12 protein-coding genes are annotated in these 14,713 nt (G+C 64.7%); 5 read left to right on the top strand and 7 right to left on the bottom strand.

The genetic code is table 11. From position 1 onward, the window contains the following. Positions 1–21 precede the first annotated feature (21 nt). From N430_RS24375 to N430_RS24350, 6 genes are read right to left on the bottom strand one after another with little or no spacing between them, the layout of a single operon-like run. On the bottom strand, positions 22–1,035 hold the full coding sequence (locus N430_RS24375; protein ID WP_110639392.1) for a chemotaxis response regulator protein-glutamate methylesterase: 1,014 nt from the start codon (positions 1,033–1,035) through the stop codon (positions 22–24). Continuing rightward, positions 1,032–3,314, bottom strand: a complete 2,283-nt coding sequence (locus N430_RS24370) for a hybrid sensor histidine kinase/response regulator (protein WP_110639393.1) — start codon at positions 3,312–3,314, stop codon at positions 1,032–1,034. The genes N430_RS24375 and N430_RS24370 overlap by 4 nt, the downstream gene beginning before the upstream one ends. Further along, complete coding sequence (locus N430_RS24365) at positions 3,311–3,976, bottom strand: chemotaxis protein CheW (RefSeq protein WP_110639394.1); 666 nt, start codon at positions 3,974–3,976, stop codon at positions 3,311–3,313. Before N430_RS24365 ends, N430_RS24370 begins: the two co-directional genes overlap by 4 nt. After that, positions 3,973–5,220, bottom strand: a complete 1,248-nt coding sequence (locus N430_RS24360) for a protein-glutamate O-methyltransferase CheR (RefSeq protein WP_110639395.1) — start codon at positions 5,218–5,220, stop codon at positions 3,973–3,975. The genes N430_RS24365 and N430_RS24360 overlap by 4 nt, the downstream gene beginning before the upstream one ends. Then, positions 5,217–5,723 (bottom strand): chemotaxis protein CheW, encoded by a 507-nt coding sequence (locus N430_RS24355; protein ID WP_110639396.1) that lies wholly within the window; start codon positions 5,721–5,723, stop codon positions 5,217–5,219. Before N430_RS24355 ends, N430_RS24360 begins: the two co-directional genes overlap by 4 nt. A gap of 5 nt (positions 5,724–5,728) precedes the next feature. Further along, positions 5,729–7,351 carry a methyl-accepting chemotaxis protein gene (locus tag N430_RS24350; RefSeq protein ID WP_110639397.1) on the bottom strand — a complete coding sequence of 541 codons (1,623 nt, stop codon included), beginning with the start codon at positions 7,349–7,351 and terminating at the stop codon, positions 5,729–5,731. 303 nt (positions 7,352–7,654) lie between these two features. Here N430_RS24350 and ydcS point away from each other — a divergent pair, with 303 nt between their 5' ends. From ydcS to N430_RS24325, 5 genes are all read left to right on the top strand, one after another. After that, positions 7,655–8,806 (top strand): putative ABC transporter substrate-binding protein YdcS, encoded by a 1,152-nt coding sequence (gene ydcS / locus N430_RS24345; RefSeq protein ID WP_110639398.1) that lies wholly within the window; start codon positions 7,655–7,657, stop codon positions 8,804–8,806. Between the two features lie 156 nt (positions 8,807–8,962). Continuing rightward, positions 8,963–10,003, top strand: coding sequence for an ABC transporter ATP-binding protein (locus N430_RS24340; protein ID WP_110639399.1), 1,041 nt, complete (start codon positions 8,963–8,965; stop codon positions 10,001–10,003). A gap of 1 nt (position 10,004) precedes the next feature. Continuing rightward, complete coding sequence (locus N430_RS24335; RefSeq protein ID WP_110639400.1) at positions 10,005–10,907, top strand: ABC transporter permease; 903 nt, start codon at positions 10,005–10,007, stop codon at positions 10,905–10,907. Then, a complete protein-coding gene (locus N430_RS24330; protein WP_110639401.1) occupies positions 10,897–11,703 on the top strand; it encodes an ABC transporter permease in 807 nt (268 codons plus the stop codon). The genes N430_RS24335 and N430_RS24330 overlap by 11 nt, the downstream gene beginning before the upstream one ends. Before the next feature lie 16 nt (positions 11,704–11,719). Beyond that, the gene (locus tag N430_RS24325) at positions 11,720–13,144 is read left to right on the top strand and encodes a gamma-aminobutyraldehyde dehydrogenase (protein WP_110639402.1); all 1,425 of its coding nucleotides are present in this window, start codon (positions 11,720–11,722) and stop codon (positions 13,142–13,144) included. Positions 13,145–13,253: 109 nt separating this feature from the next. Here N430_RS24325 and N430_RS24320 read toward each other — a convergent pair whose 3' ends face one another. Further along, positions 13,254–14,360 (bottom strand): NADH:flavin oxidoreductase/NADH oxidase, encoded by a 1,107-nt coding sequence (locus N430_RS24320; RefSeq protein ID WP_110639403.1) that lies wholly within the window; start codon positions 14,358–14,360, stop codon positions 13,254–13,256. Positions 14,361–14,713 lie beyond the last annotated feature (353 nt).

Genomic DNA, 14,713 nt, shown 5'->3' with positions numbered 1-14,713 from the left:
GGCGCGATTCTATAAATGTCGTCATTTTGCAAAGATTTCCATCAAGCGCCCGGCAATTCGCTCAAGCGGGCGGATTTCAACCGCTGCATCGATTGCCGCAGCGGCCTTGGGCATGCCGTACACCGCACTGCTGGACTGGTCCTGGGCAATCGTCAGATAGCCCCGCTGGCGCATCAGCTTCAGGCCTTGGGCGCCATCGCGCCCCATGCCGGTGAGCAGCACGCCCACCGCGTCGCCGTTCCAGTAACGCGCCACGCTCTCGAAGAACACGTCGATCGAGGGCCGGTAGATTTCGTTGACGGGTTCGGCAGTGTAGGCCAACTGGCCACCTTGCAGCAGGCGGATGTGGTGATTGGTACCGGCCAGCAACACCTGCCCGGGTTGTGGCGGCTCGCCTTCGCGAGCCAGGCGCACCGGCAGGCCGCAGGCGCTGGCGAGCCACTCGGCCATGCCGGCGGCAAACACCTGGTCAACATGCTGGACCAGCACGATCGAGGCTGAAAAGCCGCGCGGCAGGCCTTTGAGCAGGACTTCGAGCGCGGCAGGGCCGCCAGCGGACGAGCCTATGGCTACCAGGCCACTGCGCTGCGAGGCCTCGCGCAGGGGCGCGGCGAGCGGCTTGCTCGCACCGGGCCGCTGCTGGCCGATCAACCAGCCGATGTTGAGGATCTTGCGCAGCAGCGGCGCCGCTGCCTCACGGGCGTCCCCAGCGCCCAGCGCGGGGGTGTCGACCACATCCAGGGCGCCATGCCCCATGGCCTCGAACACCCGGTGCACGTTCTGCTTGCGGTCGACCGTGACGATGACGATGGCACAAGGCGTTTCGGCCATGATCCGCCGGGTCGCCTCGACGCCATCCATCACCGGCATGATCAGGTCCATGAGAATCAGGTCGGGGGTGTCCTCGGCGCACATGCGCACGGCTTCGGCGCCATTGCTGGCCACCCAGATCACCTGGTGCGCGGGCTCGAAGGCCAGGGCCCGGCGCAACGCCTCTACCGCCATGGGCATATCGTTGACGATGGCGACCTTCATCCCTGAGCACCTCCGATCAATTCCACCACGGCATCCAGCAACGCATCATCGTGGAAGCTGGCCTTTGCCAAATAGTAGTCGGCTCCAGCGTCGAGGCCACGTCGGCGATCTTCTTCACGGTCCTTGTACGACACCACCATCACCGGCAGCGACTGCAACCGTTGGTCGCGGCGCACCAGGGTGACCAGTTCGATGCCATCCATGCGCGGCATGTCGATGTCGGTGATCAGCAGGTCGAACGCTTCGCTGCGCAGGGCGTTCCAGCCGTCCATGCCGTCCACCGCCACCGCCACGTCGTAGCCACGGTTGCTCAGCAGCTTGCGTTGCAGCTCGCGCACGGTGAGCGAATCGTCGACCACCAGGACGCGCTTGCGGCTGGCACCTCGCGCCCCTTGCACGCCGCGCTCGATGCGTTCCAGGCGGCCCGTGCTGAGCAGTTTTTCGACCGAGCGCAGCAAGTCTTCGACATCGATGATCAGCACCACCGAGCCATCGTCCAGCAACGCCCCGGCGGAAATGTCCTGGACCTTGCCCAGGCGCGGGTCGAGCGGCATCACCACCAGCACCCGCTCGCCGACCAGGCGCTCCACGGCCACCCCATAAAGTTGCTCACGCTCGCGGATCACCACCACCCGCAGGCTGTTGGCCTCACCCTGCCCTGCCGGGCGGTTGAGCAACTGGCTGGCAGCCACCAGGCCGATATGCCGACCTTCATGCCAGAAGTGCTGGCGGCCCTCGATCTGCACGATGTCATCGGCCATTACCTCGAGGGTGCGCTCGATATGCGCCAGCGGGAACGCATAAGCCTCACCGCCCACTTCCACCACCAGGCTGCGTACCACCGACAGGGTCAGCGGCACTTCCAGGTTGAAACGACAGCCCTGGCCGGGCAACTGGGTCAGCTCGATCGAACCGCGCAGGTCGCGGACCATGTGCTGCACCGCATCCAGGCCAACACCACGGCCAGACACCTCGGTGACCTTGTCGCGCAGGCTGAAGCCCGGCAGGAACAGGAAGGTCAGCAGCTCGGCCTCGCTCATCTGCGCCACGGTGTCGGCCGGTGACAGGCCGCGCTCGACGATGTTGCGCTTGAGGCGCTCAAGGTCGATGCCAGCGCCGTCATCGCTCAGTTCAAGCATCAGCAGCCCGGCCTGGTGCGAGGCGCGCAGGCGAATTGTGCCTTCCTCCGGCTTGCCTGCCAGCAAGCGCCGCTCGGGCAGTTCGATGCCATGGTCGACAGCATTGCGCAGCAAGTGGGTCAACGGCGCTTCGAGCTTTTCCAGCACGTCGCGATCGACCTGGGTCTTCTCGCCTTCGATCTGCAATTGCACCTGCTTGCCAAGCGAACGCCCGAGGTCACGAACCATGCGGCTCTGGCCGGTGAGCACGTCGGCAAACGGGCGCATGCGGCAGGCCAGTGCCGTGTCGTACAGCAACTGGGCTCGCTGGCTGGCCTGCCAGCCAAATTCGTCGAGATCGGCGGCCTGCTGCTGCAGGATCTGCTGGGTTTCCAGCAACAGGCGCTGGGTCTGGGCCAGGGCGTCGAGCACTTCGGGGCTCTGGCCACTGTCTTCGAGCTGCGTTTTCAGGCCGTCGAGGGCGCGCATGCCCTGGCCATGCATGCGCTTGAGGCGCTGCAGGGTGGCCAGGTAAGGCTTGAGGCGCTGGGTCTCGACCAATGACTTGCTCGACAGGTCGAGCAGGCTGTTCAGGCGGTCGGCGGTGACCCGCAAAACCCGCTCACCGCCCTCAACTGGGCGTTTGCCGGCCTTGCGCGGTGCAGCGGGCTCCACGTCAGCTTCAACAGCCGGCAACACCGGTTCAGGCTGGGGCGGTGGGGCCTCGGGCAACGGTGCTTCGACGGCAACCGATGCCGCCGCCGGCGCCGCAGTCGGGTCGAGCAAGCTGGCCATTTGCACCAGAAACGCCGGCACCAACGCCTCGCCATTCGGGTCGCCGGGGGTGGCGATGTGCATCAGCAAGTCAGTGCCGCGCAGCAGTGCATCAATGTGCTCGGCGCGCAACAGCAACCGCCCTTCCTGGGCCGCCACCAAGCAGTCTTCCATGACGTGGGCGACGCTGACCCCGGCATCGATGCCGACGATGCGCGCCGCACCTTTCAATGAATGTGCCGCACGCATGCAGGCTTCCAGCTGGTCAGCCTGGGTCGGATTGCGTTCCAGTGCCATCAGCCCGGTACTGAGCACCTGGGTCTGCGCCTCGGCCTCCAGGCTGAACAGTTCGAGCAGCGATGCGTCGCGCATTTGCTCTGGGGTCATGACAGGCTCCGCTGCACGGCAGACAGTAAGTGTTGATCGTCCAGCACCCGCACACTGCGCCCTCGCCATTGCAAGACCGCAGCGGTGAACGGTGCGGCATGCTCGCCAGCACCCTGCAATGGGGCATCGAGGCGGTGAATGCCATCGATCTCGTCCACCGCCATGACCACTGGCCCGCCCGACGCTGCCAGGATCAGCATGCGTGGCATGGCCCGACCGCTGCGCGCCTGCTCGGACAAGCGCTCCACGCCCAGCAGGTCGCCCAGTGACAGGCACGGCACCAGCGCGCCGCGCACATTGGCGACCCCTTGCAGTACCCGGGAGCGTTGATGCGGTAAAGAATGCACCGCTTGCAGGGGGGCGATCTCGGCCAGGCAGGCAGTGGCCAGGGCCAGCCACTCTTCGCCCAGGCGGAACAGCAGCAGCGAGCGCCCGGCCGAGGTTTCGACGGGGGCGGTTTCGTACGCCAGGTCCGTTTCGATCAGCGCGTAGCGGTCGAGCAGGCGCGTGGCCGCCGCCGCGTAGACTTCGCAGTTGCGACAATGGATATGCCGCTCCAGCAACGGGCAGTCCTTGCTGCCGTGTACACCCATACGGTTCCAGCAGTCGTCAATGCGCTCATCGTCATTGGCCAGCAGCTCGATCGCGTGTTCAGCTTTCATCGTTCAGACTCCCGACCAGCACGTGCCGCACGTTCCTGCATTCGACGGGCACCGGCTTCGTCACCCTGGGCAGCGAGCAACGTGGCCAGGTGCAACAATGCCTCAGGATGCTGCGGCTCCAGGTACAGTGCCTTGCGGTACAGGCTCAACGCCTGCTGTGCGTCACCTTCCGTATCGCTCAGCAGCCCCAGCCAGTAGTAGACCTGGGCCTTGGGTGCGAACTGGCGCAGGTAGCGCTGGCAACTGGCACGGGCCTGGGCGCTGTCGCCGGCATTGGCCTGGCGCGCGATGCTGGCCAGCAACTCGCTTTCGCTCTCGCGCGGTTCAGTTGCCGAAGGCACAGGCGCAACCGTGCGCAGCGGCCGCGAAGGCGGCACCGGCCTTGGACGGCTTGGGGCAACGTGCGGCGCCACGCGGCTGGGTGGCAGGACTGGCACTGCGGGTATATCCGCCGGTTGCCGCACATAGGCAAACGACTGGGCAATGCCCAATGGCCGCATCCCCAACCGTGCCAGCAGGCTGCCCTCGGCAGGGCCGATGAACAGCACGCCCTGCGGCTGCGCCAGGCGCTTGAGTACTTCGAACACCCGCTGCTGGGTCGGCACATCGAAATAGATCAGCAAGTTGCGGCAGAACACGAAGTCATACTGGCCATTGCGGCCGGCCAGCGTCGGGTCGAGCACATTGCCCACTTCCAGGTTCACCTGCCGGCGTACCCGTTCATCCAGCGTGTGGCCGTCATCGCACTCACGGAAATGCCGCTCGCGAAAGGCCAGGTCGCTGCCGCGGAACGAGTTGCGCCCATAGACGCCCTGTATGCCTTTGGCCACCGAACTAGGGCTGATATCGATAGCGTCGATGCGGAAATCGGCCGGGTTCATACCCGCATCGAGCAAGGCCATGGCCAGCGAATAAGGCTCCTCACCTGTGGAGCACGGCAGGCTGAGCAGGCGCAATGGCCGCTCGCCGGCCAACTCGGCCAGGCGTTTCTGGGCCAGACCGACCAGCGCGGTGAACGACTCCGGGTAGCGGAAGAACCAGGTTTCCGGGACGATCACCGCCTCGATCAGAGCCAATTGCTCGTCCGCCGATTGCTGCAGGCGGACCCAGTAATCGTCCAGGTCGGCGGCATTCAGCGCGACACAGCGCTGGCGCAGGGCCCGCTCCACCATCGGCACGCCAACCGACTCGACATCCAGGCCGATACGCTCCTGCAGGAAGCGGAAGAAACGTTGCTCGCTCATGGCGTCACCTGCCCTGGCGCGTGCGGGAACAACAGCTCGCGCACGCTATCTGGCAGCAGGTCATCCACCTCGATGCGCTGCAGCAGGCCTTGGGCGTCCTGGCGGACCGGGCCCAGGTAAGGCGCTTCGCCGTTGTCCAGGCCATAGGGCTGGAACTCGTCCGGCATACAGCGCAGGGTTTCGGTGGCCTGCTCGAGGATCAGCCCCAGCACCTGTTCGCGACGGTAACGCACCAGCACCAGGCGCGTGCTGGTGCGCTCGGCGGCCGGCTGGGCAAAGCTCAGCGCGCTGAGGTCGACCACCGGCACCAGCACACCGCGATGCGCCAGGATGCCGGCCACCCAGGCCGGCGCCTGGGCAATCGGCTTGAGTGGCCGGCGCGGTAGCACCTCGATCACTTCGCGCACATCCAGGGCAAAGCGCTGCTGGTTGAGGCGAAACTGCAGGTACAGCGTGCCCTTGGCGCGAGCCAGCGCTGCCGGGGAGGAATGCAGGTCGGTCATGCTGGTCAGACTTTGAAGCGCGATACACCACCGCGCAGGCCGGCGGCCACCTGGCTCAGCTCATCGATGGCAAAGCTGGCCTGGCGCAGTGACTCCACCGTCTGGGTGCTGGCATCGCTGAGCTGGGCCAGGGCCTGGTTGATCTGCTCGGCACCGGTGGCCTGGGCCTGCATGCCCTCGTTGACCATCAGCACCCGCGGCGCCAGGGCCTGGACCTGGTGAATGATCTGGCTCAGCTGCTCGCCCACCTGCTGCACCTCGAACATGCCGCGGCGCACTTCTTCAGAGAACTTGTCCATGCCCATCACCCCAGCCGACACCGCCGACTGGATCTCGCGCACCATCTGCTCGATGTCGTAGGTGGCCACGGCCGTCTGGTCGGCCAGGCGCCGCACCTCGGTGGCGACCACGGCAAAACCGCGGCCATATTCGCCAGCCTTTTCCGCTTCGATGGCGGCATTGAGCGAGAGCAGGTTGGTCTGGTCGGCCACCTTGACGATGGTCACCACCATTTGCGTGATGTTGCTGGCCTTCTCGTTGAGGATGCCCAGCTTGGCGTTGACCAAGTCGGCGGCGCCCATCACCTGGTGCATGGTCTCTTCCATGCGCGCCAGGCCCTGCTGGCCGGAACCTGCCAGGCTCGATGCCTGGTCGGCGGCGGAAGTGACCTCGGTCATGGTGCGCACCAGGTCACGCGAGGTGGCGGCGATTTCACGCGAGGTGGCACCGATCTCGGTGGTGGTGGCGGCCGTTTCGGTGGCGGTGGCCTGCTGCTGCTTGGAGGTGGCGGCAATCTCGGTGACCGAGGTGGTCACCTGCACCGACGAGCGCTGCGCCTGGGCCACCAAGTTGGCCAGGGCCTCGGCCATTTCGTTGAAGCCGCTTTCAATGGCGCCGAACTCGTCCTTGCGGTCCAGGCTCAGGCGCATGCTGAGGTCGCCCGAACGCAGTTTGTCGAGGGCATGCACCACGCGTTGTACCGGTGCGGTGATGGCGCGCATCAGCAGCAAACCGCAGATGCCGGCGGCCACGATCGCCAGCAGCAGCGAAACCATCATGCTGCCCTTGGCAGTGCTCACGGCACTGACAATTTCACGGGTCGCGGCATCCGCAGACTCGCGGTTGTGCTCGATGACCGTGTTGAGGTGCTTGCGCCCTTCTACCCAGGCAGGAGTCAGCACATCGCCGATCAGCCGCTCGGCTTCGGCGTAGTTGTGCTGGCGGTAGGCTTCAAGCACCTGGCCGACGATCTTGAGGTAGCTTTCCTCAAGCTTGACGAAGACATCGAAACGTTCCTGGTCATCGGTGTCCTGAATAGTGCCCTGGTAGCTGGCCATGTACTGCTTCAGGCGATCATCGAAGCTCTTGAACAGCTCCATGTCGGCCGGGGTTATCTCACGGTGGTTCGACAGGCCCACCAGCTGCTGGCTGGTGACGTAGCTGTCGACCCAGGCGCTGCGGATCATCGAGCTGTAGTAGACACCCGGAATACTGTCTGTCCCCACGGCCTCCTCGGCACTTTCGATCGTCACCAGCCGCGAGTAGGCGGCTACGATCATCAGCAGCATGATGGCGATGATCACGGCGAAACTTGCCAGGATCCGTTGGCGCAAGGTCCAGTTCTTCACATTCAGCCCTCAGGAATTCACAACGAGCGGGAAAAATCGCCGAAGTATAGCCCAGGCTTCCTACGCTTTTGCGGCTGAAATGCGAGGTATTCAGGCCTCTATCCCTGACGGACAGGCCATTTGCACGTTCATTGACCTGCGAAAAGCCGTACACGATTTGCTTCCGGATCTTGCATTAGCTGGCAAAAAGCCAACTAGACTCGTCATCGCCAACCACTTGCACAGGCGACTACGCTTATAACCATCGCTTCACTGCTTGCTTGACGACTGCCCCGACCAAGATCTCCAAGAAGAGGGAACACCATGTCAGTGCACAAGACCGCATTGCTCGGCGCCGTGACCGGCGCGCTGCTGGCCAGCGCCGGCCTGCAGGCCGCCGAGTTGCCCAAGGCCCTGGGCGCCGGCGAAGGCCGGCTGGATATCGTCGCCTGGCCCGGCTATATCGAGCGCGGTGAAAGCGACAAGGCCTACGACTGGGTCACGGGCTTCGAGAAGGAAACCGGCTGCAAGGTCAGCGTCAAGACCGCTGCCACCTCCGATGAAATGGTCAGCCTGATGACCAAGGGCGGCTACGACCTGGTCACCGCGTCCGGTGACGCCTCGCTGCGCCTGATCGTCGGCAAGCGCGTGCAGCCCATCAACACGGCGCTGATCCCCAACTGGAAGAACATCGACCCGCGCCTGCAGAACGGCGGCTGGTACGTGGTCGACAAGCAGGTGTACGGCACGCCGTACCAGTGGGGCCCGAACGTGCTGCTGTACAACACCAATACCTTCAAGCAGGCACCGACCAGCTGGAATGTGGTGTTCGAGCCGCAGGACCTGCCCGATGGCAAGCCGAACAAGGGCCGCGTGCAGGCGTATGACGGGCCGATCTACATCGCCGACGCGGCGCTGTATCTGAAGTCGGCCAAACCCGAGTTGGGCATCAAGGACCCGTACGAGCTCAATGAAGCACAGTACAAGGCCGTACTCGAACTGCTGCGCCAGCAGCAACCGCTGATCCACCGTTACTGGCACGACGCCACGGTGCAGATGAGCGACGTGAAGAACGAAGGCGTGGTCGCCTCCAGTTCGTGGGGCTACATGGTCAACGGCCTGAAGGCCGAGAACCAGCCGGTGGCCTCGACCATTCCCAAGGAAGGCGCCACCGGCTGGGCCGACACCACCATGCTGCACAGCGAGGCCAAGCACCCCAACTGCGCCTACAAGTGGATGGACTGGTCGCTGCAACCCAAGGTGCAGGGCGATGTCGCGGCCTGGTTCGGCTCGTTGCCGGCCGTGCCGGCAGCCTGTACCGGCAGTGAACTGCTGGGGGCTGAAGGGTGCAAGACCAACGGCTTCGACAACTTCGACAAGATCGCCTTCTGGAAAACCCCACAGGCCCAGGGCGGCAAGTTCGTGCCCTATAGCCGCTGGACCCAGGATTACATTGCGATCATGGGCGGGCGCTAGCGCAGGCCTGTAGAAGATGTGTTGCCTGACTTGGGGCTGCTGCGCAGCCCTTTCGCGACACAAGGCCGCTCCTACAGGAAACGCGGGCTCCTGTAGGAGCGGCCTTGTGTCGCGAAAGGGGCGCAGAGCGCACCCAGTTCTACCTTGGAGTTATCCATGCCCCTAGCCGTCCAGTTCACCCAGGTTTCCCGCACCTTCGGCGAGGTCAAAGCCGTCGACCAGGTCAGCATCGACATCGATGACGGCGAATTCTTCTCCATGCTCGGCCCCTCCGGCTCGGGCAAGACCACCTGCCTGCGCCTGATCGCCGGCTTCGAGCAACCGAACAGCGGCTCGATCCGCATCCACGGCGTCGAAGCCGCTGGCGTGCCGCCCTACCAACGCGACGTCAACACCGTGTTCCAGGACTACGCGCTGTTCCCGCACATGAACGTGCGCGACAACATCGCCTACGGCCTCAAGGTGAAAGGTGTGGCCAAGGCCGAGCGCCATGCCCGCGCCGAAGAAGCGCTGGCCATGGTCGCCCTGGCCGGTTACGGCGAACGCAAACCGGCGCAACTCTCCGGCGGCCAGCGCCAGCGCGTGGCCCTGGCCCGCGCCCTGGTCAACCGGCCAAGGGTGCTGCTGCTCGACGAACCACTGGGCGCACTCGACCTGAAGCTGCGCGAACAGATGCAGGGCGAATTGAAGAAGCTGCAACGCCAGCTGGGCATCACCTTCATCTTCGTCACCCACGACCAGACCGAAGCACTGTCGATGTCGGACCGGGTGGCGGTGTTCAACCGTGGGCGCATCGAACAGGTCGACACGCCACGCAACCTGTACATGAAGCCCGCGACCACCTTCGTCGCCGAATTCGTTGGCACCTCCAACGTCATCCGCGGTGACCTCGCCGAACAGCTCAGCGGCAGTCGCTCGCCGTTTTCCATTCGCCCCGAGCATATTCGCCTGGTGAATGAAGCCGGCCAGACGCAAGACGTCCAGGTCAGCGGCCTGTTGCGCGACATCCAGTACCAGGGCAGCGCCACCCGCTATGAGGTGCAGCTGGACAGCGGCCACCTGCTGGCCGTGAGCCACGCCAATGACCGTTGGCAGGATCAGCCGCAGCCCTGGCTAGCCGGCCAGCAGGTGCAGGTGCGTTGGCCACGCGAGGCGATGACCGCGCTGCAGGAAACCGTCCTGGCCGAGGCCCGCTGACATGCGCCGCGTATCCGACCTGCTGTACCGGCGCCCCAACCTCTACCTGGCACTGCTGCTGGTACCCCCGCTGACCTGGTTCGGCGCCATCTACCTGGGCTCGTTGCTCAGCCTGCTGTGGCAAGGCTTCTACACCTTCGACGACTTCACCATGGCGGTCACCCCGGAGCTGACCCTGGGCAACTTCGCCGCGCTGTTCAACCCGTCCAACTTCGACATCATCCTGCGCACCCTGGCCATGGCCGTGGCGGTCTCGCTGGCCAGTGCGGTGCTGGCCTTCCCGATCGCCTACTACATGGCGCGCTACACCAGCGGCAAGACCAAGGCGTTCTTCTACATCGCAGTGATGATGCCCATGTGGGCCAGTTACATCGTCAAGACCTACGCCTGGACCCTGCTGCTGGCCAAGGGCGGCGTGGCCCAATGGTTCGTCCAGCAGCTGCACCTGGATGCCTTGCTGCAGGCCGTGCTGGCCGTGCCCGGCGTAGGCGGTAGCACGTTGTCGACCTCACACCTGGGGCGCTTCATGGTGTTCGTGTACATCTGGCTGCCGTTCATGATCTTGCCGATACAGGCCTCGCTGGAGCGCCTGCCGCCATCGTTGCTGCAGGCTTCGGCAGACCTGGGGGCAAGGCCTGGGCAAACGTTCTGGCAGGTGATCCTGCCGCTGTCGATCCCCGGCATTGCCGCCGGCTCGATCTTCACCTTCTCGCTGACCCTCGGCGACTTCATCGTGCCGCAGCTGGTCGGCCCGCCGGGCTATTTCATCGGCAGCATGGTCTATGCCCAGCAAGGGGCGATCGGCAACATGCCGATGGCGGCGGCGTTCACCCTGGTGCCGATCGTGCTGATCGCGGTGTACCTGTCCATCGTCAAGCGACTGGGAGCCTTCGATGCACTCTGAAAAAGCGTCTGTCGGCCTGCGCCTGGCAGCCTGGGGCGGGTTACTGTTCCTGCACTTCCCGATCCTGATCATCTTCCTGTACGCCTTCAACACCGAAGACGCGGCGTTCAGCTTCCCACCCAAGGGTTTCACCCTCAACTGGTTCACTGTGGCCTTCGCCCGCCCCGACGTGCTCGAAGCCATCAAGCTGTCGCTGCAGGTGGCCTGCCTGGCTACGCTGATCGCGCTGGTGCTCGGTACCCTGGCATCGGCGGCGCTGTACCGGCGGAGCTTCTTCGGCAAGGAGAGCATCTCGCTGATGCTGATCCTGCCGATCGCCCTGCCCGGCATCATCACCGGCATCGCCCTGCTCTCGGCGTTCAAGAGCCTGGGCATAGAGCCCGGCGTGTTCACCATCGTGATAGGCCACGCCACGTTCTGCGTGGTGATCGTCTACAACAACGTGATCGCCCGCCTGCGGCGTACCTCGCAGAGCCTGATCGAGGCGTCCATGGACCTCGGTGCCGACGGCTGGCAGACCTTCCGCTACATCATCCTGCCCAACCTCGGCTCGGCGCTGCTGGCCGGCGGCATGCTGGCGTTCGCCCTGTCGTTCGACGAGATCATCGTCACCACCTTCACCGCCGGCCACGAGCGCACCCTGCCGATCTGGCTGCTCAACCAGCTCAGCCGCCCGCGCGACGTGCCGGTGACCAATGTGGTCGCCATGCTGGTGATGCTGGTGACCATGCTGCCGATCCTCGGCGCCTATTACCTGACCCGTGGCGGCGAAAGCGTTGCGGGCAGCGGCAAATGACCCTCAAGGAGCCCCCATGCAAAGCAAAATGCTGATCAACGGTAAGCTGGTCGCGGGCGATGGCCCGACCTGGACCGTGCTCAACCCGGCCGAAGGCAGCGCTCTGGCGCAGATCAACGAAGCCACAGAGGCCCAGGTCGATACCGCCGTGCGTGCCGCCGACCAGGCCTTCGACAGCTGGTCCCAGACCAGCCCCAAGGAGCGCTCGCTGGCGCTGCTGGCCCTGGCCGATGTCATCGAAGCCCATGGCGATGAACTCGCCCGGCTGGAGTCGCAGAACTGCGGCAAGCCGTTCGCCGCTGCCCTGAACGACGAAATCCCGGCCATCGCCGACGTGTTCCGTTACTTCGCCGGGGCCGCCCGCTGCCTCGGTGGTTCGGCGGCGGGTGAATACCTGCCGGGTCACACCTCGATGATCCGCCGCGACCCGCTGGGCGTGGTGGCCTCGATCGCGCCGTGGAACTACCCGCTGATGATGCTGGCGTGGAAGATCGCTCCCGCCCTGGCAGCCGGCAACACCGTGGTCATCAAGCCTTCCGAGCTGACCCCGCTGACCGCCCTGCGCCTGGGCGAACTGACCAAGGACCTGTTGCCGCCTGGCGTACTCAACATTCTGTTCGGCCGCGGGCAGACGGTGGGCAACCCACTGGTCACCCACCCCAAGGTGCGCATGGTCTCGCTGACCGGTTCCATTCCCACTGGCGCGCACATCATTGGCGCCACCGCCAGCAGCGTGAAGCGCATGCACATGGAGCTGGGCGGCAAGGCGCCAGTGCTGGTGTTCGATGACGCCGATATCGACGCGGCCATCGACGGCATCCGCACGTTCGGCTTCTACAACGCGGGCCAGGACTGCACTGCAGCCTGTCGCCTGTATGTGCAAGCGGGTATCTACGACCGCTTCGTCGAGCGCCTGGGCAAGGCCGTTTCCAGCCTCAAGGCCGGCCTGCAGGATGCCGAGGACACCGAGCTTGGCCCGCTGATCAGCGCCCAGCACCGCGACAAGGTGGCCGGCCTGGTCCAGCGCGCCATCGCCCAGCCGCACATCCGCCTGGTGACGGGCGGCAAGGTGATTGCGGGGGATGGCTTCTTCTTCGAGCCGACCGTGCTGGCCGATGCCTTGCAGGATGACGAGATCGTTCGCAACGAGGTGTTCGGCCCGGTGGTGTCGGTAACCCGCTTCAACACCGAAGAGCAGGCGCTGGAATGGGCCAACGATTCCGAGTACGGCCTGGCATCATCGGTCTGGACCCGCGACACCGGCCGCGCCCACCGCCTGGCAGCGCGGTTGCAGTACGGCTGCACCTGGGTGAATACCCACTTCATGCTGGTCAGCGAAATGCCCCATGGCGGGCAGAAGCATTCGGGGTATGGGAAGGATATGTCGATGTATGGGCTGGAGGATTACACCTGTGTGCGGCATGTGATGATCAAGCATTGATACATCTGCCAGGCTCATGGCCTCTTCGCGGGGCAAGCCCGCTCCCACAGGACGGTGCTAAACCTGTGGGAGCGGGCTTGCCCCGCGAAGAGGCCATTGCAGGTAGCAGCTAGTCTCGCAAATCGGACTCGTGAATCGGATTGGCCCGGCTGGTCGCCCTTTGGTACTGCGCCGGCCAAGTAGCCTTGTTGCCACCCAGATCATCATCGGCATGCAGCGGCCAGTAAGGATCGCGCAGCAACTCCCGAGCCAGGAAGATCACGTCGGCCTGCCCGGTGCGCAGAATGTGCTCGGCCTGGGCCGGTTCAGTGATCATGCCGACGGTGCCGGTGGCGATCTCTGCTTCCTTGCGCACGCGCTCTGCAAAGCGTGTCTGATAGCCAGGGCCTGTAGGAATTTCGGCGTTGACCGAAGTACCACCGGAGGACACATCGATCAGGTCGACACCCAGCACCCGCAGGCGACGAGCCAGTTCGACGGTTTCATCCGGGTTCCAGCCATCCTCCACCCAGTCAGTTGCCGATACCCGCACGAACAGCGGCAATTCGGCCGGCCAGACCTTGCGCACGGCCTCCACCACCTGCAGGGTCAGGCGGATTCGATTCTCGAAGCAACTGCCGTATTCGTCACGGCGCTGGTTGCTCAGCGGTGAAAGAAACTGGTGCAGCAGATAACCATGGGCGGCGTGGATCTCGACCACCTTGAAGCCGGCCTTGAGCGCCCGCTCGGTCGAGGCGACGAAGGCGTCGATCACGTCCTGGATTTCGTCCTTGCTCAACTCGCGTGGCGGTGTGTGCTGCGGGTCGAAGGCGATTTTCGACGGGCCCACGGGCTGCCAGCCGCCGTCTTCGAGCTTCACACTGCCCTGCTTGCCCAGCCATGGCCGGTAGGTACTGGCCTTGCGCCCGGCGTGGGCCAACTGGATACCCGGCACGGCACCTTGCGCGGTAATGAAACGGGTGATGCGCTGCAACGGGACGATCTGGTCGTCGTTCCACAAGCCGAGGTCTTCGGCGGTGATGCGGCCATCGGCAGTCACCGCGACGGCTTCGCTGATGACCAGGCCAGCGCCACCCACGGCGCGGCTGCCCAAGTGAACAAGGTGCCAATCGTTGGCCAGGCCATCAATGGCGGAATACTGGCACATCGGCGAGACCGCGATGCGGTTGGGCAGCGTCAGCTGACGCAGGGTGTAAGGCTCGAGCAGCAGGCTCATGAGGGCACCTCCCAAGGACTCCAATGGTGATCCGGTCCGGACACTCAAGTGCACATCCCTGGCCCGGTGCCGGTCATTAATCAGACTAGACCAGATTGATGGGGGGGAAGGTTCTGTGGGATTGCTGACTGGTCCGACGCATGTATCAGACGTTTCCTACGCATTTGAGCTGGCGGTGCCTAGCTGAGGAAAATATCCTACAAGGCCTGTCGACTCGCGTCTGATTGTCCCTGGAAACACCGCCCTTTAGGCTCTTTCGGGTCGCTGATGTTTAGCGTCCGGGGGTGGAATCCTGGTCAATTACTGAGTTACTGCCGTCATGGCAGTTGTGCGCGGGAGGCCGCAAAGCCTAC

The organism is Pseudomonas sp. CC120222-01a (genome assembly GCF_003097235.1).
In the GTDB taxonomy this organism is placed as follows: domain Bacteria; phylum Pseudomonadota; class Gammaproteobacteria; order Pseudomonadales; family Pseudomonadaceae; genus Aquipseudomonas.
The sequence above is the reverse complement of the archived record's forward strand: the minus strand, read 5'-3'. Positions and strand labels throughout refer to the sequence as shown.